15 protein-coding genes and 1 tRNA gene are annotated in these 21024 nt (G+C 63.1%); 8 read left to right on the plus strand and 8 right to left on the minus strand.

Annotated features, from left to right (window positions below):
• Positions 1 to 7: 7 nt before the first annotated feature.
• On the minus strand, positions 8 to 577 hold the full coding sequence (locus CCONF_RS05800) for a GNAT family N-acetyltransferase (RefSeq protein ID WP_290226167.1): 570 nt from the start codon (positions 575 to 577) through the stop codon (positions 8 to 10).
• A gap of 108 nt (positions 578 to 685) precedes the next feature.
• Here CCONF_RS05800 and scpB point away from each other — a divergent pair, with 108 nt between their 5' ends.
• The 4 genes from scpB to der all read left to right on the plus strand — a co-directional run bounded on the left by scpB (position 686) and on the right by der (position 4554).
• Positions 686 to 1240 (plus strand): SMC-Scp complex subunit ScpB, encoded by a 555-nt coding sequence (gene scpB, locus CCONF_RS05805; protein WP_290226169.1) that lies wholly within the window; start codon positions 686 to 688, stop codon positions 1238 to 1240.
• A 97-nt stretch (positions 1241 to 1337) separates the two neighbouring features.
• Positions 1338 to 2273, plus strand: coding sequence for a pseudouridine synthase (locus CCONF_RS05810; RefSeq protein WP_290226171.1), 936 nt, complete (start codon positions 1338 to 1340; stop codon positions 2271 to 2273).
• On the plus strand, positions 2274 to 2972 hold the full coding sequence (gene cmk / locus CCONF_RS05815) for a (d)CMP kinase (protein WP_290221666.1): 699 nt from the start codon (positions 2274 to 2276) through the stop codon (positions 2970 to 2972).
• Positions 2962 to 4554: a ribosome biogenesis GTPase Der gene (der, locus tag CCONF_RS05820; RefSeq protein ID WP_290221668.1), complete on the plus strand. Its 1593-nt coding sequence runs from the start codon at positions 2962 to 2964 to the stop codon at positions 4552 to 4554. The genes cmk and der overlap by 11 nt, the downstream gene beginning before the upstream one ends.
• Here der and CCONF_RS05825 read toward each other — a convergent pair.
• Entirely contained in the window at positions 4551 to 5360 is an 810-nt protein-coding gene (locus CCONF_RS05825; RefSeq protein ID WP_290221670.1) for a class I SAM-dependent methyltransferase, read from the minus strand. The genes der and CCONF_RS05825 overlap by 4 nt on opposite strands.
• Before the next feature lie 49 nt (positions 5361 to 5409).
• Between CCONF_RS05825 and CCONF_RS05830 the strand changes: the two genes are divergently transcribed.
• Genes CCONF_RS05830 through CCONF_RS05840 form a run of 3 tightly spaced genes read left to right on the plus strand, consistent with a single transcriptional unit; the run spans position 5410 to position 9538 of the window.
• The gene (locus tag CCONF_RS05830) at positions 5410 to 6846 is read left to right on the plus strand and encodes an ABC transporter transmembrane domain-containing protein (protein ID WP_290221672.1); all 1437 of its coding nucleotides are present in this window, start codon (positions 5410 to 5412) and stop codon (positions 6844 to 6846) included.
• Entirely contained in the window at positions 6846 to 8588 is a 1743-nt protein-coding gene (locus CCONF_RS05835) for an ABC transporter ATP-binding protein (protein ID WP_290221674.1), read from the plus strand. Before CCONF_RS05830 ends, CCONF_RS05835 begins: the two co-directional genes overlap by 1 nt.
• Positions 8585 to 9538, plus strand: coding sequence for a CE1 family esterase (locus CCONF_RS05840; protein WP_290221676.1), 954 nt, complete (start codon positions 8585 to 8587; stop codon positions 9536 to 9538). The genes CCONF_RS05835 and CCONF_RS05840 overlap by 4 nt, the downstream gene beginning before the upstream one ends.
• Positions 9539 to 9590: 52 nt before the next feature.
• On the opposite strand, the gene CCONF_RS05845 is transcribed toward CCONF_RS05840, so the two are convergent.
• Entirely contained in the window at positions 9591 to 10847 is a 1257-nt protein-coding gene (locus CCONF_RS05845) for an SLC5/6 family protein (RefSeq protein WP_290221679.1), read from the minus strand.
• 348 nt (positions 10848 to 11195) lie between these two features.
• Here CCONF_RS05845 and CCONF_RS05850 point away from each other — a divergent pair, with 348 nt between their 5' ends.
• Positions 11196 to 11399 carry an antitoxin gene (locus CCONF_RS05850; RefSeq protein ID WP_070768093.1) on the plus strand — a complete coding sequence of 68 codons (204 nt, stop codon included), beginning with the start codon at positions 11196 to 11198 and terminating at the stop codon, positions 11397 to 11399.
• 353 nt (positions 11400 to 11752) lie between these two features.
• Here the strand turns inward: CCONF_RS05850 and CCONF_RS05855 are convergent, their stop codons facing one another.
• From CCONF_RS05855 to CCONF_RS05875, 5 genes are all read right to left on the minus strand, one after another.
• Positions 11753 to 13447, minus strand: coding sequence for a hypothetical protein (locus CCONF_RS05855; protein ID WP_290221685.1), 1695 nt, complete (start codon positions 13445 to 13447; stop codon positions 11753 to 11755).
• A gap of 265 nt (positions 13448 to 13712) precedes the next feature.
• The gene (locus CCONF_RS05860) at positions 13713 to 16796 is read right to left on the minus strand and encodes a type I restriction endonuclease subunit R (RefSeq protein WP_290221688.1); all 3084 of its coding nucleotides are present in this window, start codon (positions 16794 to 16796) and stop codon (positions 13713 to 13715) included.
• A complete protein-coding gene (locus CCONF_RS05865; protein ID WP_290221690.1) occupies positions 16789 to 18009 on the minus strand; it encodes a restriction endonuclease subunit S in 1221 nt (406 codons plus the stop codon). The genes CCONF_RS05860 and CCONF_RS05865 overlap by 8 nt, the downstream gene beginning before the upstream one ends.
• Positions 18009 to 19943 (minus strand): type I restriction-modification system subunit M, encoded by a 1935-nt coding sequence (locus CCONF_RS05870; RefSeq protein ID WP_290221692.1) that lies wholly within the window; start codon positions 19941 to 19943, stop codon positions 18009 to 18011. The genes CCONF_RS05865 and CCONF_RS05870 overlap by 1 nt, the downstream gene beginning before the upstream one ends.
• A 965-nt stretch (positions 19944 to 20908) precedes the next feature.
• Positions 20909 to 20982, minus strand: a tRNA-Pro gene (locus CCONF_RS05875).
• Positions 20983 to 21024: the final 42 nt, after the last annotated feature.

Genomic DNA, 21024 nt, shown 5'->3' on the forward strand with positions numbered 1-21024 from the left:
GGCGGTATTAAGGGCGCTGCTGAATGAACTCGAGCACCTCGGCAGACAGATGGCGGTCAGCGTAGACGCGCACGTCCGGCTCGTCCGGGTTGTCCTCGGTACCGACACGGCGGCCCTCCCACATCTTCTCCAACCCGAATTTCTCGGCGATGCGCGAGGAGGCCGGGTGGTTGGTAGTCACGCGGATGGTGATTGGCGCATCCGGGTTGACCCGGCGGGCGGAGTCGATAGCTTGCTTAGTCAGCTCCGTCGCGATGCCCTGGCCCCAATGCTCCGGCAGGAGGCGGTACTTGATGTCCCAGAAGCCACCGGCGCCGTCGACGTATTCGGCGCCGCCGACGCCCAAGAACTCGCTGGGGCGGTCGCGGAAATAGGCGCTCCACGGGCCGAGCTGGTGCTCGGACCAGGAGTTGCTGGCTACTTCGGTCAGCGCGCGGGTGGTGCGGATGTCCATGTGGCGCGCGTTCGGGCGGTGGGTCCAGATGCGGCTGTCGCCGTAGACCTTGTAGGCTTCTTCCACGTTGGCCGTCGACAGCGGGATTAGGAGCAGGCGGTCAGTTCGTGTGATCGTATCCATGACACCATGTTATGCATGTCACACGAAGTGTCAAGTGTGATTGGGTAAAGGTTAGATACAATTTCGGCCCGCGCACCTGCGGCGCACCATGGGTCTAGACTGTGGCACATGGATTTGCCGATGATTTCCCAGCAGCGCTCGCACCTGGAATCGATCTTGTTGGTGCTGGACGCGCCCGCGCCGGTAGAACAGCTGGCCGCGGCGCTAGGCGAGGAGACTACGGTGGTCAGCGACTTGCTGCGGGAGCTGGCGCAGGAATACGACGCGCGCGGTTCCGGCATTGACGTGCGGGAGACTGCCGAAGGCTGGCGGCTGTACACCCGACCCGCCAACGCCGCGGTGGTGGAGCGCTTTGTACTCGAAGGCGCCCAGTCCAAGCTGTCCCGCGCCGCGCTGGAGACCCTGGCCGTTGTGGCTTACCGCCAGCCGGTTACCCGCGCCCAAGTCGCCGGCGTGCGCGGCGTGAACGTCGACGGCGTGATGCGTACGCTCACCCTACGCGGGCTCATCCGGGAGCTACCGGAGGAGGACTTCGAGGGTTCCGCCCACCGCTACGAGACCACCGAGCTCTTCTTGGAGCTGTTGGGCATCGACTCTCTTTCTCGCCTGCCCGACCTAGCCCCGCTGCTGCCCGACGTCGACGCCATCGACGAAGAGTATTAGGCTCGCGGCCTGTTCGCGGCGTTTAGCGTGGTCTGCGGGCGCTGGGGTAGCATGGCGGGGTACCTAATCAACTGCATATTTCGAAAAGGATGCACCTGTGAATCCACCCGCTCGCCGCGATGGCACACCGGACAAGAAGGAGCGCGTCGACGAGATCATCGTCTCAAACGCGAAACCGGCACGCCACCAGCACGTATCTAAGAAAGACCGCGCCGCGACCGCACAGTCGGTAGCCGAAGAACTGGGGGCCGACTGGCTGTATGCCGACGAAGACTCCGCGGATTCCGCAGCGCCCGCCCAGCAGGGCGAGCGCCTCCAGAAGGTCCTCGCCAAGGCCGGGGTAGCCTCGCGCCGCCACGCGGAGGTCCTTATTGAGAAGGGTCGCGTCGAAGTCAACGGCAAAAAGATTACCCGCCAGGGCGTGCGCGTCAACCCGAACGTGGACATCATCCGCGTGGATGGCACCCGCGTCAACGTCAACGAGGACATGGAATACTTCGTGCTCAACAAGCCGCGCGGGGTACATTCCACCATGGCCGACGAGATGGGCCGTCCCTGCGTGGGCGATCTGATCTCCGAGCGTGTGGCCGCCGGCCAGCGGCTTTTCCACGTCGGCCGCCTCGATGCGGACACCGAGGGCCTGCTCCTGCTCACCAACGACGGAGAGCTGGCTAACCGCCTGATGCACCCCAAGTACGAGGTGCGCAAGACCTACCTCGCCACGGTGCTCGGCGAGGGCGATAAGAAGCTGGTGCGCGCGCTCAAGGAAGGTATCGAACTCGACGACGGGATCGCCAAGGCCGACTTCGTTCAGGTCGTGGACAAAAACCAGGGCTATTCCCTGATCCGCCTCGAGCTGCACGAGGGCCGCAAGCACATCGTGCGCCGCATGCTCAAGGCCGCCGGCTACCCGGTCCAGCGCCTGGTCCGCACCAAGATTCACACGGTGCAGCTGGGCGAGCTCAAGCCGGGCAAGATGCGCGCCCTCAACGATAGCGAACTGACCAGCCTGTACAACGAAGTGGGGATGTAGATGTTAAGCAATATGCCCAACGACGGCCTGCTGCTGGCCGTAGACGGCCCGTCCGGCACCGGCAAGTCCAGCACCTGCCGCGAGCTGGCCAAGCGGCTTGCGGCCAAGTACGTCGACACCGGCGCCATGTACCGCGTGGCGACCCTGGCGGTCCTGCGCGGCGGCGTGGACCCGGCCGATGCCCCCGCGGTCATCGAGGCCACGAAGGATCTCCCGCTGGAGGTCTCCGACGACCCGGACACTACCGCCGTTTTCCTGGGCGGCGAGGACGTCTCCGGCGAGATCCGCGGCGACGAGGTCACCCGCAACGTCTCGGCCGTCTCCGCCATCCCCGAGGTCCGCGACAACCTGGTAGCCCTGCAGCGCAAGCTGGCCCACCAGGCCCACCGGGCAATCGTGGAAGGCCGCGACATCGGCACCGTCGTGCTGGCGGACGCCCCGGCGAAGGCCTACCTGACCGCCAGTGCGCAGGTCCGCGCCCAGCGGCGCCACGACCAAAACCTCGCCGCCGGCCGCGATTCCAACTTCGACGCGGTGCTGGCCGACGTCGAGCGCCGCGACGCCGCGGATTCCTCGCGGGCGACCTCGCCTTTGCGCCCGGCCGACGACGCCGCCGTCATTGATACCTCCGAGCTCACCCTCCCCGAGGTAGTGCAGCGTTTAGTGCAGCTAGTAGAGGAGTCCCGCCATGACTCATAACCCCAACGACAACGAAACCGAGTTTTTCTACCCGCACGGGCAGACCCCGGACGCGCAGCCGGCCGAGGACGGCCTCGAGCGCGATCCCCACGGGGGCTGGGCGGCGGCCGATTTTGACGCCGAGGAGTTCGACTACGAATTCGATGACTCCGAGTTCGGCGACGCTGACTACGGCGAGGACGAGGAACCGGAGACCCCGCTGACGGAAGAAGAGTGGGCCGAGATCGAGGCCTCCTACGGGATGGGCGGACAGCAGTACGACGCGGAGGCCCTGTGCACCGTGGCGATTGTCGGCCGCCCGAACGTGGGCAAGTCCTCCCTGGTCAACCGCTTCTTGGGTCGCCGCGAGGCCGTGGTCGAAGACCACCCGGGCGTGACCCGCGACCGCGTGTCCTATATCGGCGACTGGAACGGCCAGCGCTTCCTCGTCCAGGACACGGGCGGCTGGGATCCCAATGTGAAGGGTATCCACGCGGCCATCGCCCGCCAGGCGGAGGTCGCCATGGAAACCGCCGACGTCATCGTCTTCGTGGTCGACACCAAGGTCGGCATCACGGAGACCGACTCGGTCATGGCGCGGCGCCTGCAGAAGTCGCAGGTCCCGGTCATCCTGGTGGCCAACAAATTCGACTCGGACAACCAGTACGCCGACGTCGCGGAGTTCTACGGCCTGGGGCTGGGCGATCCGTGGCCGGTCTCCGCCCAGCACGGCCGGGGCGGCGCGGACGTCCTCGACGAGGTCCTGCGGCTATTCCCGGAGTCCCCGCGCTCCCACTCGATCACGGCCGGCCCTCGCCGCGTGGCGCTGGTGGGCAAGCCGAACGTCGGCAAGTCCTCGCTGCTGAACAAGTTCACCGGCGAGAACCGCGCGGTCGTCGACAACGTCGCGGGCACCACCGTGGACCCGGTCGACTCCCTAGTCCAGCTGGATCAGCAGCTGTGGCGGTTTATCGATACCGCCGGCCTGCGCAAGAAGGTCAAAAACGCCCAGGGACACGAGTACTACGCCTCCCTGCGTACCCGCGGCATCATCGACGCGGCCGAGGTCTGCGTCATGCTGATCGATGCCTCGGAGGAGATTTCCGAGCAGGACCAGCGCGTGCTCAACATGGTCCTCGAGGCCGGTAAGGCCCTGGTCATCGCCTTCAACAAGTGGGATTTGATGGACGAAGACCGCCGCTACTACCTAGATCGGGAAATCGACCAGCAGCTGGCGCACCTGCCGTGGGTCACCCGCATCAACATCTCCGCGGAGACCGGGCGCGCGCTCCAGAAGCTGGAGCCGGCCATGATCGAGGCTCTGGAAAGCTGGGACCAGCGCGTGACCACCGGCCAGCTGAACAACTGGTTGCGCGAGGCGATCGCGGCCAACCCGCCGCCGATGAAGAACAACCGCCTGCCGCGCGTGCTATTCGCCACCCAAGCCTCGACCCAGCCGCCGACCATCGTGCTATTTACCACCGGCTTCCTGGATGCCGGCTACCGCCGCTACCTGGAGCGGAAGTTCCGCGAGCGATTCGGCTTCCACGGCACCCCGGTCCGGATTGCAGTGCGCGTGCGCGAGCGCCGCAAGAAGCGCTAGGCGCGACGCAGTAGGAAGGCGTCGGTGCGGTAGCGCAGCTGCACCGCGTCCTCGTCGCGCAACCCGGTGTGCTCCCGCAGGTACCAGTTGAGGTTGTGCGTCATCCGCTGGTGGATCTTTTCCCCATTGCGCAGCCAGTAGGCCCGGGTGTGCATGAGCTGGTGTAGCTGCGGCGGAAAGAGCTCCTGAATAAACGTCGTGCGCAGCTCGCGCTCGATGCCCCAGGGCTCGGCCAGGGCCGGTAGAAATCCCGGCTTCTGGACGTCGCCGCTGTGCATAATGCGGGCGAGTCGCAGCAGCCACGGATCGTCGGTGACGTCCAGGGTGTTCCACACCAGCAACACGTGACCGCCGGGCCGGACGATCCGGTCGAATTCCGCGCAGGCCGCCGGCGCGTCCACCCAGTGCCAGGTCTGCGCCGCCGCGACGGCGTCCACGCTTGCCTCCGGCAGGGCAGTGGCCTCGGCCTTGGCGCGCCACGTAGGAACGGCGAGGTGCTTATTGAGCAACCGCGCCATGTCGGCGGAAGGATCGACGGCCCAGACGCGCTCGACGCCGGGGACCGCGGCCAGCTGTTCCGTGAGCTTTCCGGTGCCTGCCCCGATATCGACCACGGTGGCGTGGTCGGCCAGTAGCTTCGCGACCTGTGCCGGATAGGACGGGCGCACGTCGTGGTAGGTGCCGGCGCCGTGCCCGAACGCCCGGGCCGTGGCCGTGCGGTGGGCGGCCCCGCGGAACTCGGGGCCCTCCTTTTCCGAGGGCGGGCGGTAGGACGGGAAATTGCGCGGGTCAGGCTGTGTAGACATCGCTAATAAACTTACCTGTTTCTCATGTTCCCTTATAGGATGGATCCCTATGTCAAGTCTTCCAGCACCCGGCGACAAGCGTTGGCTGCTGAAAACTGTCTTCTCGCAGAAGCAGCGGACGATCCCGGCCGCGGTGCTCATGGCAGTGACCTTCGTGTGCAACGGGCTTACCCCGGTGGTCGTCGGCAAAGCCGTGGACGACGCGATAGCCAGCAGCTCCTTGCGCTCGCTGGTGCTGTGGGTAGCGGTGCTTATCGGGCTCTTCGCCGTCAACGCCGCGGCGAGCTGGTTCTCCCGGGGCCTGTTTAACTGGGCGATGTTGCTCATCGCCCACCAGCTGCGCATGGCGGTCACGGACCGGATCACCCATCCACGGGGCATCGGCGGGCGGCGCCGCACTGCCGGCGAACTGCTGTCCATCGCCTCCACCGATACCCAGCGCGTGGCGAACGCCGTGTTCATGACGGTTTTTCCCGTCGCCGAGGTCGTCTCCATCGTCTACGTGGCCGTCATGGTGGAGTTTATCTACCTGCCGCTGGGCCTGGCCGTCCTGCTGGGCGGACCCATCATCGTCTGGTGCTCTCTGACGGCGGCGCGCCCGCTGCGTAAGCGCTCCAGCGTGCGCCAGGCCGCCCTGGCCCAGGCGGCCGCCACGGCCACCGACGTCGTGGAAGGGCTGCGCATCATCAAGGGCATCGGCGCGGTCGATCCGGTACGGCGCCGCTACGCGGAGGCCTCCGATAACGCTTACGACAAGACTATCTTTGCCAACGCTGCCCGGGCGCGACTGAACGCGGTGACCACCGGCATCGGCAGCCTGTATGTGATCGTCGTCGGCTGCGTGGCGGGTTGGCTGGCGCTGCAGGGGCACCTCAGCGTGGGCGAGCTCATCACGATCATCGGACTGACCCAGTTCATCATCACCCCGATGACCATGCTGGGCCGCAATATCGCCTCGCGCTGGGCGGCCGCCCAGGCCAGCGGGGCCCGGATCGTCGATCTGCTGAACCAGCCGCCGGAATTCGCGGCCGATGACACCGCCGAGCTGCCGGCCCTGCGGCCGGGCATCCACGTGGAGACCGGCGAGGTCCCGGACTACCTGGCGCGACTGCCGCGGGAGCGCTACCTGGTGGCCCCGCACCAGGCCGATATCTTCGATGGGACCGTGGGCAGCAATGTTTCCGCAGACGCCGAATCCGCCGCCCGGGCGCTGTGGGTGGCCGCGGCGGAGGAGATCCCCGGGGGCAACGACCGCGAGGTGGGCGAGAACGGCGGGCACCTGTCCGGCGGCCAGCGCCAGCGCGTGGCACTGGCCCGCGCCATCGCGGCGGACCCGGAAGTCCTCGTGCTCATCGAGCCGACGTCTGCGGTGGACTCGGTCACCGAGGCCACCATCGTGGAACGCATCGCTGCCACCCGCGCGGACAAGCCGACGGTGGTCTACACCTCCTCGCCAGCCTGGCTGACCCAGGAGGTGCGCGCCTAATGCGGTTCCCGAACGCCACGTGGCCGCAGGTGCGCCGCTGCGTTGCCGACAACGTGAAGGCTATCCCCGGGGCGGGCTGGCGGTTGGTCCTGGCGCTGGTGGTCTTAAGCGCCGGCGCGGCCTCCAACATCTTAATCCCGATCTGGTTGGGACGGATCGTCGACGTCGTTATCGCGGGCGAGCCGCAACACCTGGTCGGCCTGACAGCCCAGCTGCTGGGCGCGGCTGCGGCCGCGGCGATCCTGGCGGCGTTGGGTTTCTACCTCATCTCCCGGGTCACGGAGAAGATCATCGCGCAGCTGCGCCTGCAGATGGTCTCCACGGCCGTCGGCCTGCCCACCCACCGGGTCGAGGACGCCGGCACGGGGGACCTGGTCTCGCGTTCTACCGACGACGTTGCTGAGCTATCTGCTGCCGTCACGGAGACCGCGCCGGTGGTCAGTAACTCCGCCTTTTCCATCGTCGCCACCGCCATCGCCCTGGTGACCCTGGACTGGCAGTTCCTCCTGGTCGTCGCCTGCGCCGCCCCGCTGTACTTTTTCGCCGCGCGGGCCTACCTCAAGGTCGCGCCCGGTCGTTACGTGGCCGAACGCGAGTCCATGGCTACCCGCGCCCGCCGCGTCCTGGAAGTCATCCGCGGCAACGCGACCGTGCGGGCCTTTCGCCTAGAAGACGAGATGCACCAAAAGGTCGGTCAGGCCTCCTGGCAGGTCGTCGAGCGCGGCTACAGCGCCCGGCGCACCATGATCACCCTGCAGTTCTGGATGACCCTCGTCGAGCTCGTCATGCTGTCTGCCGGGCTCATCGCCGGTTACCTGGCCACGCAGTCGGCCGGGCTGAGCGTCGGCGCGGTCACGGCCGCCATGCTCCTGCTGATCCGCCTGCGCGGACCGCTGCTGGGTCTCATGCGCATCCTGGACACCGTCCAGTCCGGCTACGCCTCCCTGGCTCGCATCGTGGGCGTGGTCATCGACCCGCCGCGGCCCGTCAGGGCCGCGGGCGCGCCCACCAGTCGCGGCGAGGTTGAGATGGAAGGCGTCAGCTTCGGCTACGGCGACGGCTGGGCGGTCGAAGAGGTCAACCTGCGCGTGCAGCCGGGCCAGAAGATCGCCCTGGTGGGCGCCTCCGGCGCGGGCAAGACGACGGTGGCCGCGTTGGTGGCCGGCCTGCGCGTGCCGGACGCGGGGCACGTCACCGTCGATGGGGTAGAGGTCTCCGCCCTTTCGGACCGCGAGCGCGTCGCCCGCCTGGCGCTGATCTCCCAGGAGGTCCACGTCTTCTCCGGCACGCTGCGAGAGGACCTCGCGCTGGCGGCTCCGGCGGCCACTGACGCCCAGATGCAGGCCGCGCTCGACCACGTGGGCTTCCCCGAGCTCCGGGACGGACTCGACACGGAGGTTGGCGCCCGGGGTCAACAACTGGACCCGGTCGCCGCGCAGCAACTCGCCCTAGCTAGGATCTTTTTGTTGGATCCAAAGGTGGTTATCATGGATGAGGCAACCGCGGAGGCCGGAACCTCGGGCGCGGCGGTGCTCACCGACGCGGCCCAGGCGGTCACCCAATCCCGCTCCGCCCTTGTCGTCGCCCACCGCCTTGATCAGGCCTACGATGCCGACGAGATTCTCGTCATGCACAGCGGGCGGATTATCGAACGGGGCAACCACACGCAACTAGTCGCCCGCGGTGGGCAGTACGCCCGCCTATGGGCCGCATGGAAGAAAGGCCGGGATAAAGCGCAGTGAAACCCATCCTCCGCGCAGTAGCGGCAGTCACGGCGACCGCGGCCTTAATGGCCGGGTGCTCCTCCCAGGGCACCCCCGAAAGGGACGCGACGGCTCCGAGCTCTAGGGAGCGTACCGATTTGGGCATCCCGCGCTCGGCCCCGCTGGACGGGCCAGAGCCCGGCAGCTTCACCGAGATCAACCTGCCCTCGGGGCGCACCTACGTGCTCGCGGTGCCGGAAGACTATGATCCGGCCAAGAAGTGGCCGCTGTTGATGTCCTTCCACGGCTGGAAGGAAACCAGCTGGAACAATTTCAAGTACACCGCCTTCCGGCACGCGGAAGCCATTTCCGTCTACCCGCAGGGCAAAAACGGCGCGTGGGCGCCGGCCCCTTATGCCGACACCAAGGGCTCCGAGGACATCGCCTTCGTCGAGGACATCCTCGACACCGTGCGCGCCACCTACACCATCGACGACGAGCGCATCTACGCGACCGGCATGTCCAACGGCGGCGGTTTCGTGGCCTACCTGGCCTGCCAGATGCCCGGGACGTTCAGGTCCATCGCCAGTATCTCGGCCGCCTATTATGAGGCGATCCACAACAACTGCGCCGATCAACCCGTCGGCCGCCTGGACCTGCACGGGACCAACGATCCGGTGGTCAAGTACTACGGCGGCAAGCGGCACGGTACCCGCTACAACTCGGTGGTCGATGTTCTAGCCCACGACGAGGAGCGCAACCGCTGCAGCTCCCGCATCCGGACCGAGCGCCTGGCCAACTCGGCCCTGCTGCAGACCTGGAGCGGCTGCGAGGAACCGCTCCAGCACATCCGGATTGGCGGTGGCAAGCACGTCTGGCCCGGCGGCGCCTACGACAAAGACGCCACGGTAGGCAAGGGCTTTGCCACCGACAAGGTCCTCGACTTCTTCGGGATTCCGGGCCGCCCCGAGGGCACCCGCGATACCTAGCCGCCAGGCGTAGGAGCCGCGCCCTTAGCGCGGCGTGCCACGTGGGGAGCGTTTAGTTGAACAGGCCCCAGACCGCAGCGGAGATGGTGATGACGCCGAGAACCACCACGAGCCAGTTGGTCCAGCGGCCGCGGAAGCCCTTGAGGGCATCGATGCGGTAGATGGCCCAGATGGGCATCAGGTAGAGGATGGCCGCGATGAACGGGCCGCCGATGCTCTCGATAAGCCCCAGGATGTCCGGGTTCAGGATGGCGGCAATCCACGTGGTGATGAAGATGAGCGCGTAGGCGATGTTGGTGATCTGCTGGTGCGTGGTGCGCTCGGCCAGGGAAGGAGAGACCTTCTTGAGGATGTAGCGCGCGCCCTCGGTGGTACCCAGCACGTGGCCGAAGTAGGAAGAGATGATAGCCAGGATGGCGATGACCGGGGAGAGGTAGGCCAGCACCGGAACGCCGGAGATATTCGCCAAGTAGGACAGGACCGGGATGTTTTGTTCGCGGGCCTCCTGCAGACCGTCCGCGCCCAGGGCCAGGGTGCAGGACCAGACGAAGAACATGGTGAACACGGTCAGCATCAGGGCGGTGGCGAGCAGGACCTTGGAGGCGTTCTCGTGCGACTTGATGCCCCACTGGCGCTGCATGGCCAGGGAGAACTGGGAAATGGCCGGGGAGTGGTTAAAGGAAAAGACCAGCACTGGCAAAATCATGATGATGCCGCCGATGAGCGCCAGTGAGTTGCCGGAGTCGACCTCCATGAAGCTCTGCAGGTCCCACTGCGGGATGAGGTAGATGGACACGCCCGCCAGGCACAGGATGAGTGGGTAGACGATGAACTGGGTCAAGTACAGCATCAGCTTCTCGGAGAAGGCGAAGACCAGGGTCATCGCGCCGATGAGAAGGAAGGACAGTAACGTGCGGTTAATGTGCGGCCCGTTGAACTGGTTGACGATGAAGGAGTCCACCGTGTTGGTAATGGACACGCCGTAAATCAGCACGATGGGGTAGATCGCGAAGAAATACAGCACGGAGATGACCAAACCGACCTTCCGGCCGAAGTAGTCGGTGACGACGACCGTGATGTCCTCGCCTTGGCGCGGGGAGACGCACATGATGCGCGCGAGCGCGCGGTGGGACAGGTAGGTCATGGGGGCGATCAAGATGGTGGCAATCAGCAACGGCCAGAAGCCGAAGCTGCCTGCGTTAATCGGCAGGAAGAGGATGCCCGCTCCCACGGCGGTGCCGAAGAGTGAAAAAGCCCAGCTAGTGTTGACAGTCCGGCCGGATGCCTGGGCCGGGGCAGAAGAGGTCATGAAACGATCTCCTTGTAGGGGAGGTAAACGGTGCAATCGACATCAGCAGCGTAGGAGCCACTACCTTGTGGATTACGCTAACACTTGGGAATAGGCCTGTTTGCTCTTTGGAAACAGAAGAATTCTCACCCCTCCTTTTGGGGGTAAGTTCCTCTCGGTACGGCTACGCGGCGGGTGTCCCTAGGCTGGGACAGTTCCGACTGTAGGGCGGGTGGTTATCAAATTGTTGCGCTCGCGCGGTGGGCGAGTGGCAAAGAAGTCGGTACGGTCGGTAGCGGCCGGTCAAACGGTCCAGATAAGTGAAAATTTAAGCAGTCAAGATACTCGAGACTATTAGGAGTAAAGACAATGGGTTTGATGGACAAGGCTAAGGACGCACTGAACTCTGACAAGGGCAAGGAAGCCACCTCTCAGGGCCTGGACAAGGCTGAGGACTTCGCCAAGGACAAGCTGGGCGAGGACAAGTCCGACCAGATCTCTGATGTCCGCGGCAAGGTCGAGGACCGCCTGGGCACCGGCAACGACGAGAACAAGGGCGAGGACGAGAAGTAAATCGTCTAACTCTTCAACCGCCGTGGCAGACTGGGGCCACGGCGGTTTTTGCATGCTCAAGCGAAATGTTAACTATGCTCCTTTTGGCCAACTATCGGGTATCCCCGTGGATTTAACCGCTAGGCTAGGGACTGTGGCTATGTCTCAGGAGGATTGCGAAGTCGCAGCCCTCCCGAAGACCGCTATTGTCCGTCAGGCGCTGCGCATCACCGCGCATCTCGGCGAAGCTCAGCTATCGCTGGAGGAGAAGCCCTTTTTCTTCCAGACACATAATGGACCTGGCGCTCATCGGGGTGGTGAAGTCCATCGGCCTTGATGTCCCGGAAAACGCACGCCACCGGCACCACTAGGTGCTAGCCCGCCGGCCAGAGCGTGCCCACGCGACTGGTCTGTACGCAGATGGGGGAGGCTGCCTCGGGCAGATCGACGGTGAGCTCGGTCCCGCCGCCGGTGACCTGAACGAAGACTTGGTTGAGCCCGGCGCGCAGAGGCACCTCGGTGCGCTCGCCGTCTAGGCTGATCCCCGCCGTTGCCTCCGCGCCGGCCAGGTAGTTGAGCTCCACCACCCACTCGCGCTCCAACAATGGGCCGTCCAAGCGCAGGGTTTGTTCCTGGCCAGCTCCGACTTCTTGCCCGCACTGTGCCATGCCGGCGTCCCCGGCCCCAGTCGGGGTGGTGCTGCGGGCGGGGTGGAGGTCGGCGGCGAGGATGCGGCCGTCGGTGCCGACGATGCCGGGTTGTTCGGTCCAGGCGGCGATTGCTGCGCCCGGCAGAATCTTGCTCAGCCGGTTGTCAGGGTAGGCGACTGGCAGCAGGACCTGGGTGTCGACTTCCTGGTCCAGCTGGGGAGTCTCCGGCGCGGCGAGCTGGCCGTTAAGGGTCCGGAAATACTCGCGGGCCGGCTGCTCGGCCCAGGACGCTGAATAGCTGAGAGTGCTAGCGATGCTCAAGGCGGCAATCACCGCGCCCAGGGCGAGAAGGATTCTACCCGGCCAGGTGGCGGAGTCCAGGCAGCGGAAGGCGAGTGCCGTGGCGATAACCAGCAGCACGCTGACCTCGGAGAAGTGGCGCAGCGTCTGCACGATCTCGAAGGCCGTGTCCTGGCCGCCCCGGCCCAGGCTGACCGCGAGTAGACAGACGGCCACGTAGGCGCCGCAGGTGAGAAGACCTGCCAGTCCGCGGCGGTTGCGTGCGCTTAGTACCACGATGGCGGCCGCCACGATCACGCCGACGGCCACCATGGCGGTAACCGGGGAGGCGAAGGGAGGGCCCGGGTGCCACCTGTCCCACGCCAGGGGCCCGCCGGTCGCCGCCGGCAGGAAGCCCTGTAGGAAACCGTGCCTTAAGGTCCCTGCAAGCCCCAGGCTCTCCGCGCGGGGGAGGTCGACCGCGAGGACGTAGATGCCCGCCCAGATCACGGCCACTCCGAGGGAGGGGAAGATGCTGCGCCGGCACCCCAGGAGGAACCAGCAGAAAGCGAGGAAGGGCAGGGCCAGCAGCATGCGCTCGCTGAACAGGCAGCCCACCAGCACGCAGAGTGCGGCGGCCCACCCGGCCACGTGCGCCCTCGGACGGTCATTGCTGCGGTCTCGAACCACGCGGACGCCACCGAGCACGCAGGTGGTCGCCGTGGCCATGGCGGCTTCCAGTGGGAGCAGGTTGATAGCCGCCGAGAGCCAACTGGTGGCCGGTAGGTTCAGCGGTGACAGGCAGTACAGGGCGAAGGCCAGCAGCACCGGCCAGCCGCCCCGCAGGTGGTGGGCGAGGAATCCCACCGCAGCGATAGCCGCGGCATTGAGCAGGCCGAGCACGCATAGCGCGGCGGCCCAATTGAGGTCGCCGGCGGCCGCCACCAGCCGCATGATTCCGCGGGCGGCCGGCATGAGGTGCCCGTCGTGCGGGGCCATCAGCGCTGTTTCCGGGGCCTGGGCCATAAGGATGAAGTCGTCCCAGTAGAACCAGCCGCGGGCGGCAACCCCCATGCGCACGAGCCAACCGACGATCCCAATAGCCAGCAGGGGCAACAGCTGGTGACGGCGAGTACGCATAATGACGGCTATTCTAACCGGCCCTGGCGGCCCCGTTGCGGCAACTCGGCCGCGAAGTGCCCTGAAAATGGGGCGGTGGCGGCAGTGGGTATGAAAAAGGACCCTGCCGAAGCACGGGCCGAGAGTCTTTTGCGAAACTACCCACCCACCAGCAACGATCCGCACCACAGCGATGGTTTCCGCCAGTTTCCGTGGCCGGGTCCGTCGATTGATGGGCCGCGTCGGTGTCGGAGGCGGGGTGATGGCAGGAGGTTCGTCCTCTGTCCTACTCCAACTCGCCAGTCTCATTCGCCGCGGCCATGATTTCAGCCAAGGTGGAAATCACGTTGCGTAGCACGTCGCGGTCGGTGGTAAGCAGCGCGTCGCGCTGTTTGCGTTGTTCGATGCCGTCGAAGATGGCGCTGGTGGCTTCCTGCTGGAACTTGCGCGAGCGTTTGAGTTGCTCGCGGTTGTTCTCTTTGCCCAGCCGCACCGCTACTGGACTGGAGGACAATGTTCCCCAGGCAGCAACAATCATCTGCGCGGTTTCATCACTGTTGACATCTACACCTGCCATGGAGAAGATGTCGTTGACTTTTTCAACGGCTTCGTCAAAAGCCGCGCGTAGTGGGGTTTTCGGCTCACCAAGACGAACCGTGAACTCAGGAACATTCAACGGTTCTAGTTCACTGTCCCTCACGCTATAGTCTTCCTCTACGCCGCTCTGGGCAATGGCGACACCGGCCAGGGTGACACCTGTCAGGAAGTCTTCATCGTCGTCTAGCTCGGTGATGTGCAGGTTCGGCTCCAGCACGCTACACAGCATGGCGCGGCGTGACACGTCAGCATCTGCGTAGGCAATGATCTGGGAGAGGAACTCGTAGGCGTGCCGATACTTGAGTACGTGTGCCCTGAAATCCTTGGCGCGCTCGCGGGTGTCCTTATCGGTGGAGTTTCGGTCTGAGCGCCAGCGGTCAAGAATCGTATTGGCCGCACCGCGCAGATTTTCTGAGTCCTCGCCTGCCATGTAGGCTTCGGCAACCTTATTCATCTCGTCTAGGTCATAGTAGCCAGCAGTGTCCAACTCGTCTGCCAGCGTGTGCAGGGAATTGGGGTCAATGTCGGTGTCAATGACCGCGCCTTGGTAGTAGCGCTTGAACTCAGCCTCAATGAGTTCGGGATCATTGACGAAATCGACCACCATCGGGGCGGGCTTATTCGGATAAATTCGGTTCAGGCGAGATAGAGTTTGCACCGTTGCGACACCGGAGAGGTGCTTGTCCACATACATCGCGCACAGTCGCGGCTCGTTAAATCCGGTCTGGAACTTGTTGGCCACAATGAGCACGCGGTAGTCCAGATCGTCGTCTTTGAAGGCGCGCTCTACATCGGATTCGCCGTTCATGCTGACTTCGGTGACCGGCTCTGGTTCGTCCTCCATACGCACCGCGTCGGAGAACGCCACGAGCGAGTGAAACTCGTAGCCTTTTTCGTTGATGTAGCGGTTCATCTCACGCGCCCAGTGCACTGCTGCCTTGCGCGAGGAGGTCACCACCATGGCACGTGCCTGGCCGTCGAGGTGGTGGGCCACGTTGCGGCGGTAGTGCTCTACAACGACCTCAACTTTTTGTGCAATGGAGGTCGGGTGCAGGCGGACAAAACGCACCATGTCGGAGACTGCTTCGGACTGATCTACCTCTTCGGTTCGTCCCAACTCGTCGCGTACTTCCGCCCACATGGTGTAGGTGGAGTAGTTGGTAAGCACGTCCATGATGAAGCCCTCGGCAATGGCCTGACCCATCGGGTACGTATCGAAGGCGATGCAGTGTCCGTCCGGGGTCTGTGAACCGAACAAGCGCAGGGTTTTACCCTTCGGCGTGGCTGTGAGCGCTACAAAAGTCATGTTGGACGCGGTGGCCACAGCCTCCTGGCGTAGCTCCAGCAGGTCGTCGGCAGTGTAGTCCTCCGACTCTTCTAGCTCCACCTCAGCAAGCAGCTCACGCAGCGCCGAGGCAGACGAACCAGTTTGTGAAGAGTGCGCCTCATCAGCAATTACGCACCAGTTGCGGCCCTGAATATCTGGGTCGTCATCTAGCAGTGAGAGCACGTACGGGAATGTCTGCAACGTACAGGTGATGATGTGACCGCCCTCTACCAGTGCTTCACGCAGCTGTGGCGACTTCGCACCGGAGTTTTCACCGACCGAGACCACCAGTCCGCGCGATGCCGCTAGTGCCTGCATGTCCTGGCGAATGTTGGTGTCGAGTGCTGTGCGGTCGGTGACCACGATGACGGAATCAAAGGTCTTGGTGCCGTCATCGGCTACCTGCCTAATTAGGCGGTGCGCAAGCCACGCAATGGTCTTGGTCTTGCCCGAGCCAGCGGAGTGCTCGATGAGATAGCGCCCGCCAGCGCTACGCTCGGCGACATCGGTGGTGACTTTTTCCACCGCGCGCAGCTGGTGGAAGCGCGGGAAAATCAAGGTACCTTTCGCGCCGCGCTTGGACGCGGAATTCGGTTCCCATACTGCGAAATCACTCAAGATGCGCAGCAGGAGCCTAGGACGCAGCACCTTCTCCCACAAGTAGGCGGTTGCAGACTTGCCCGCTACTGGCGGGTTGCCGCCAGCACCGTCATGTCCCTGATTAAACGGCAGGAACCTCGTGTCGTTGCCTTTCAGCGCGGTGGTCATGTACACCTCGTCATTCGACACTGCGAAGTGAACCAGTGCGCGCCCCGGCAGGAGTACGCGGCGATTCTTCGAGGGTACGCGATCCTTGCGGTACTGCTTTATCGCACGAGCCACTGACTGCGTGTTGTCCGTCTTCAACTCAAACGTGGCTACCGGAATGCCGTTGACCGTAGCCACCAGATCCAGTGTCTCGCCGCTGGTGGTATCAAAGTGCACCTGGCGGATAATGCGCAGACGGTTCTCCTGTGCTCGCTTGGCAGCAGACACACTGAGCGGATTAGCCGGTGGGAACGCCACCATGGGGCCAAAGGTGGCTGAGCGTGCGTTGGTCTGCGCGTACTTAAAGCCCTCGCGCAGGGTACCGAGCAGACCACCACGGATGCGTCCGGTTTGTGCGTCCTTGCGCGTTGCGGATTCGAGCCGCTTGGCGACGTACTCCAGCAGCAAACGCTGCGCATTCTCCCGCGTTGCCTCAGGAGCATCCTGCGGCACGGCCTTGGCATAGTCCTCTGGGTACTGGGTGGAAAGCCAGTGCAGCACATCAGCCGGAAACAGGCCAAGACGTTCGTCCCATCCGGTGTCCTTCATTCCCGGCTCATAGATCCAGCCGCTGGCTTGCAACGACTCGCAGATGGTTTCTTCCAGGCGCTCTTCGCGCATAATGTCACGTTTAGGCATGAGGTTCGTCCTTGTCGTCGAGTGAAGCAGGAATATCAATCTGGCCGGTCACCGCCGCAGAAATCACCGCTGCGCGACGCTCCACAAGCAAATCCCGCAGCTTCGTAATGTCCTCCAACATCGAATCAATCTCGGCGGTCTCACGGTCGATCTCGTCGGCGATGCGGCGTTGTTCGGCATAAGAGGCGTATGGGATTTTTTGTGCACCTAGCCTCTGGTTATTGACTATCTTCAATGTGCTGGAAGGCGCGGTTTCCCGAATCTCATTCTGTTTTGCTTGCAAAGCACGGAATAGGTAGCGCGCGTCAAAGCCGTGCTGGGGAACTAATGCCGTGATTTGCTGGTTCGTGGCACACCTTTGGTTGGCGAAGCCCGTTTTTCCTACGGTCGCACCGATTCCGCAGAAAAGTGGAGTATTCGCCGGAAGTGTTTTTACGGTTTCGGATTCAGCGGGCGTGAGTTTTATCGCCCTAGTAGGACGTTTCTCATCTAAATCTTCTGGGCGGAGCCATAAAAGTCCTTTTTCCGGCCTGTCTTTTGCGCCGAGTCTTCCCCCTTTGGGAGTGGAGCCAGTGATCAGCAGGGACGTTACTCCGACCCTGACCTCAGTGTCTTCGTTACCCACTATTGACGAAAATAGAGATTCCCGTCGCTCCTCCAGCAGCCGCTCCATCTCGTCCAAATCGGCACGCATGCCGTCGATCTCTGCGGTCTCGCGGTCGAGGTAGTCAGCGATGGCCCGCTGTGTTGGAAGAGGTGGTAGGTAGACAGGTAGCGCAGATGTTGCGGAAAAACCTATCGAGAACCGAGTTACTCCGTTTGCCGTCTGTTCCCAGTGTCGTTTTGCTTGAGCAGAATTCAGGTACCAGTAGAGATATTTGGAGAAGACGAACTCCGGGTGGGGACGTGCGATTGTAAGGTGATACCCGCAAATCATATCGCCGTCTGGAGAATTAGCAATTGCGGGGATTCCAATGTCATCGGGAGATTCGGAGTCTTTGGTGAAGATGACATCGCCGTGTCTTAGGCCCACACGTTCAATTTGTTGGGATGAAGCGGTGGCTTCCATGAAGTCGTGATCGGAATTGAGGACAGACCCGTAATATACGTCGGTGTAGTTGACGAGTCTTACAGGAGTTTCATCATCACGTGACTTTTTATCTACATTGGATGAAATTAGATCGGCGATGGCTCCGAGCTTTACCTCATTCATCACTTCCTCACCTGCCCGAACTTCTCCATGAGACGGCCCATGACCTCGGCCACGTCGGCATCGATCTCGGCTAGGGGGCGCACGGGTTCGGGTTTGTAGAACACGCGCTTAAATGGGATCTCGTAGCCGGTGACGGCCTTGGCTGCGTCCCAGGTGACATCGGGTGCGAAGGGGAGTACTTCGCGCTGCATGTGCTCGTCAATGTCTTCGGTAAGCGGCACGCGCTCAGTCATGGTGAATGACGGATCGAGAACTGGGTTACCCTTGCGGTCTACTGCTGGCTCGGCTTCGTTGTCAGAAACGGCGATGGCCTTGGAGATGGCGTCGATAAGCGTGGCGGGCATCTTCACACCGTGCTCCTTGGCCGCGGCCTTGAGTGCATCTGGCAGGTCGCTGTAAGAAGTGTCGGCCACCGCGCGTACCACGTCGGCGTGTTCGTTAACTGCCTGCTTTTGTTCCAGTACCTCAGCAATTGCGTCGTCGGTGACGTGGACTCCCAGGCGCGCCTGCTTTGTCACCTTTACATCGCGGAAGCCCAGGTCGTCTGGGGTGAGCACCTTGGACATATCGCTATCGGCAAAAGCGCTGTAGGCCTCCAGCACCTTGGCGCGGTCAGCCTCGCGCATTTCACGGCGCTTATCTCCTAGGCCTTTATCCGGTACAGACCAGCACGCGGAAGCATCAATGAGCTGTACAAAGCCTTTGCGGTGGTCTTCCTTGTTGGTGTCCAGAATCCAGATGTAGGTGGAAATTCCCGTGCCGTAGAACATGTTGTTAGGCAGCTGAATAATCGCGTCCACCAGGTCGTTTTCTAGCAACCACGCGCGGATCTGGTCAGGCCCTGATCCAGGGCCACCCGTAAACAGAGGCGAGCCGTTGGATACCACTGCACCACGTCCCCCGGACCCGTTCTTGCCTGCGGGCATGAGCTTGGAAGTCACGTGGGATAAGAACAGCATCTGGCCATCGCCCTTATTAGGCAGGCCGTGGCTAAAGCGCGAACCCGGTACCTTGGCCTGCTCCTTGACTGATGATTGTTGCACCGACCAGTCAGAACCAAACGGCGGGTTAGACAGAATGTACTCGAACTGTTCACCCTCATACAGGTCTGTCAGCAGTGTGTCACCGTGGCGGATCGCGTCTGGTTCGCCGCCTTGAATGAGCAAGTCGGCCTTGCCAATGGCGTAGCCGGTGGGCATAAGCTCCTGACCGGCGAGGTTGACCTCAATGTTGGGGTTGAGTTCCTTCAACGCGCGCTCGGCTACGAGCAACATGCCGCCGGTGCCCGCGGTGGGGTCGTAGACGGTGCGCGAGGCACCCGGTGAGGTTAGGCCTAGGTCGTCAGATTCAAAGAGGATGTCCACCATGAGACGAATTGCGTCGCGTGGGGTGTAGAAGGCACCCGCAGCTTTGCCCTTGGTGTTAAAGGCGCGGTACATGACGTGCTCGAACAGGTCACCCATCTGTGCGTCTGGTAGTGCCTCCACAGACATGTCGATGGTGGAGAAATGCTTGACCACCGGCCACAGACGGCCAGCTTGGTCGAGGGTGCGCATTTTGACTGCGAAGTCGAACGCGTCCCAAATATCGCGCACGCTCTGTGAGAATGCCCCGACGTAATCCATGAGGGAGTCGAATACGTGGTCGTCGGTTTCCGCGATGCGAGTCAAGTCCAGCCGCGAGGTGTTGTAGAAGGACAATCCGAACTGTGACTGTACTTCCCAGTCCTGGTAGGCCTCACTCATGCCTTCCTCGTGCAGCTTGGTGGCAAGGTCTACAACCTTGTCCTTGGTGGGTGCCAAAATGCACTCCAAGCGGCGCAGGACGGTCAGCGGCAGGATGTAGTCACCGTAGTCCTCGGGTTCTACGATGGAGCGCAGGTACTTGTCGGCGGTGTTCCACACGACGGACTGATTCAGTTCAGCTGTACTCACTGTTGAGGTGTCCTTTGGGGTCTGAGAGACAGTTTCGTCTCATAACCCTAGCTGGTGGTGGCGACATTTAGGCCGAGGGTGCCTCTGTTTTGGTGACACATCCCCTTGGGGGACTGGGCAAAAGAGAAGCCCCAGCCGCAGCATCGCACCACTGCTGGGTTTCCTTTATCGCATAAAGTGAAGCCAGAAGCTACAGCCGCTCGATGTCTACCTCGCCGTCGAGAATCCTCGGCTCGATGTCCATGTGGACCCCCGCGGTAGGGAAGTAGCGCGCGGATAATGTCGTGGGTGATGTCGATGCCTGGGGCTGGTTCGTCCCGTAGTAGGCGGTGCAGGCTAGGGCAGTAGTCCACGCCGGGAAACTCGTCTTTGGCTTCGGGAACGCACCCGTGCGGGTCAAAAGTGGTGCAGCGAATGATTAGGTCGTCGTGGACATCACTGGGCAGGTTGAGGGTAAGCCCTGGTGTGGAGGCAGACATGTCTGCAACCGTGGCCTCGTTTACAGACCGGGTAAGTGGGATGGGGCCGCGGGCAGTGTCACCACTCTGGATTCGGGTGAGTCCCGCGCTGTGTCCACCAGCGTCGGCAAGGGGGGAACAAAGGTGCCCCGCTCGCAGGGTGGCGGTGATAAGTGGCAGGCGTCAGCGGTGGCTTCGCGGCTACGCAACCGCGCCCGACGGTGGTCACGCTAGACCGTTAAGGCCGCGTATGTGGCCCGCGCAGGTCGCGGGCGAGGCTGCATAAGAACAACTGAATATGCTTCTACATCTAGCTCGGAAAACCGTGTGGGGTTCCGGGCTAGAAGTCGTTTTAGAGGGGACGAACCATGTTGTGTTTCTTATTGTTTAAGGAGGCCTAGGCGTCCACAACGACTAAACCCACCGCGACAACGCGGTGGGTTTATCTGTCGGAGACGGTTTCACAAATGATTTAAGCTAGATTCGCGAAACCGTCGCCGAATCCTGTCGGACTAACAGGATTTGAACCTGCGACCCCTACACCCCCAGTGTAGTGCGCTACCAAACTGCGCCATAGTCCGCCGTTGCTTGTTGCAACGTTGACTAAGGTTACAACAGTGTCA

Origin of the sequence: Corynebacterium confusum (assembly GCF_030408715.1) — a bacterium.
GTDB classification, from domain to species: domain Bacteria; phylum Actinomycetota; class Actinomycetes; order Mycobacteriales; family Mycobacteriaceae; genus Corynebacterium; species Corynebacterium confusum.

Excerpts from the sequence above, each read along its gene's own strand:
- CCONF_RS05800 (WP_290226167.1), bottom strand. The coding sequence starts at position 577 with ATGGATACGATCACACGAACTGACCGCCTGCTCCTAATCCCGCTGTCG.
- scpB (WP_290226169.1), top strand. The coding sequence starts at position 686 with ATGGATTTGCCGATGATTTCCCAGCAGCGCTCGCACCTGGAATCGATC.
- cmk (WP_290221666.1), top strand. The coding sequence starts at position 2,274 with ATGTTAAGCAATATGCCCAACGACGGCCTGCTGCTGGCCGTAGACGGC.
- der (WP_290221668.1), top strand. The coding sequence starts at position 2,962 with ATGACTCATAACCCCAACGACAACGAAACCGAGTTTTTCTACCCGCAC.
- CCONF_RS05825 (WP_290221670.1), bottom strand. The coding sequence starts at position 5,360 with ATGTCTACACAGCCTGACCCGCGCAATTTCCCGTCCTACCGCCCGCCC.
- CCONF_RS05830 (WP_290221672.1), top strand. The coding sequence starts at position 5,410 with ATGTCAAGTCTTCCAGCACCCGGCGACAAGCGTTGGCTGCTGAAAACT.
- CCONF_RS05835 (WP_290221674.1), top strand. The coding sequence starts at position 6,846 with ATGCGGTTCCCGAACGCCACGTGGCCGCAGGTGCGCCGCTGCGTTGCC.
- CCONF_RS05845 (WP_290221679.1), bottom strand. The coding sequence starts at position 10,847 with ATGACCTCTTCTGCCCCGGCCCAGGCATCCGGCCGGACTGTCAACACT.
- CCONF_RS05850 (WP_070768093.1), top strand. The coding sequence starts at position 11,196 with ATGGGTTTGATGGACAAGGCTAAGGACGCACTGAACTCTGACAAGGGC.
- CCONF_RS05855 (WP_290221685.1), bottom strand. The coding sequence starts at position 13,447 with ATGCGTACTCGCCGTCACCAGCTGTTGCCCCTGCTGGCTATTGGGATC.
- CCONF_RS05860 (WP_290221688.1), bottom strand. The coding sequence starts at position 16,796 with ATGCCTAAACGTGACATTATGCGCGAAGAGCGCCTGGAAGAAACCATC.
- CCONF_RS05865 (WP_290221690.1), bottom strand. The coding sequence starts at position 18,009 with ATGAATGAGGTAAAGCTCGGAGCCATCGCCGATCTAATTTCATCCAAT.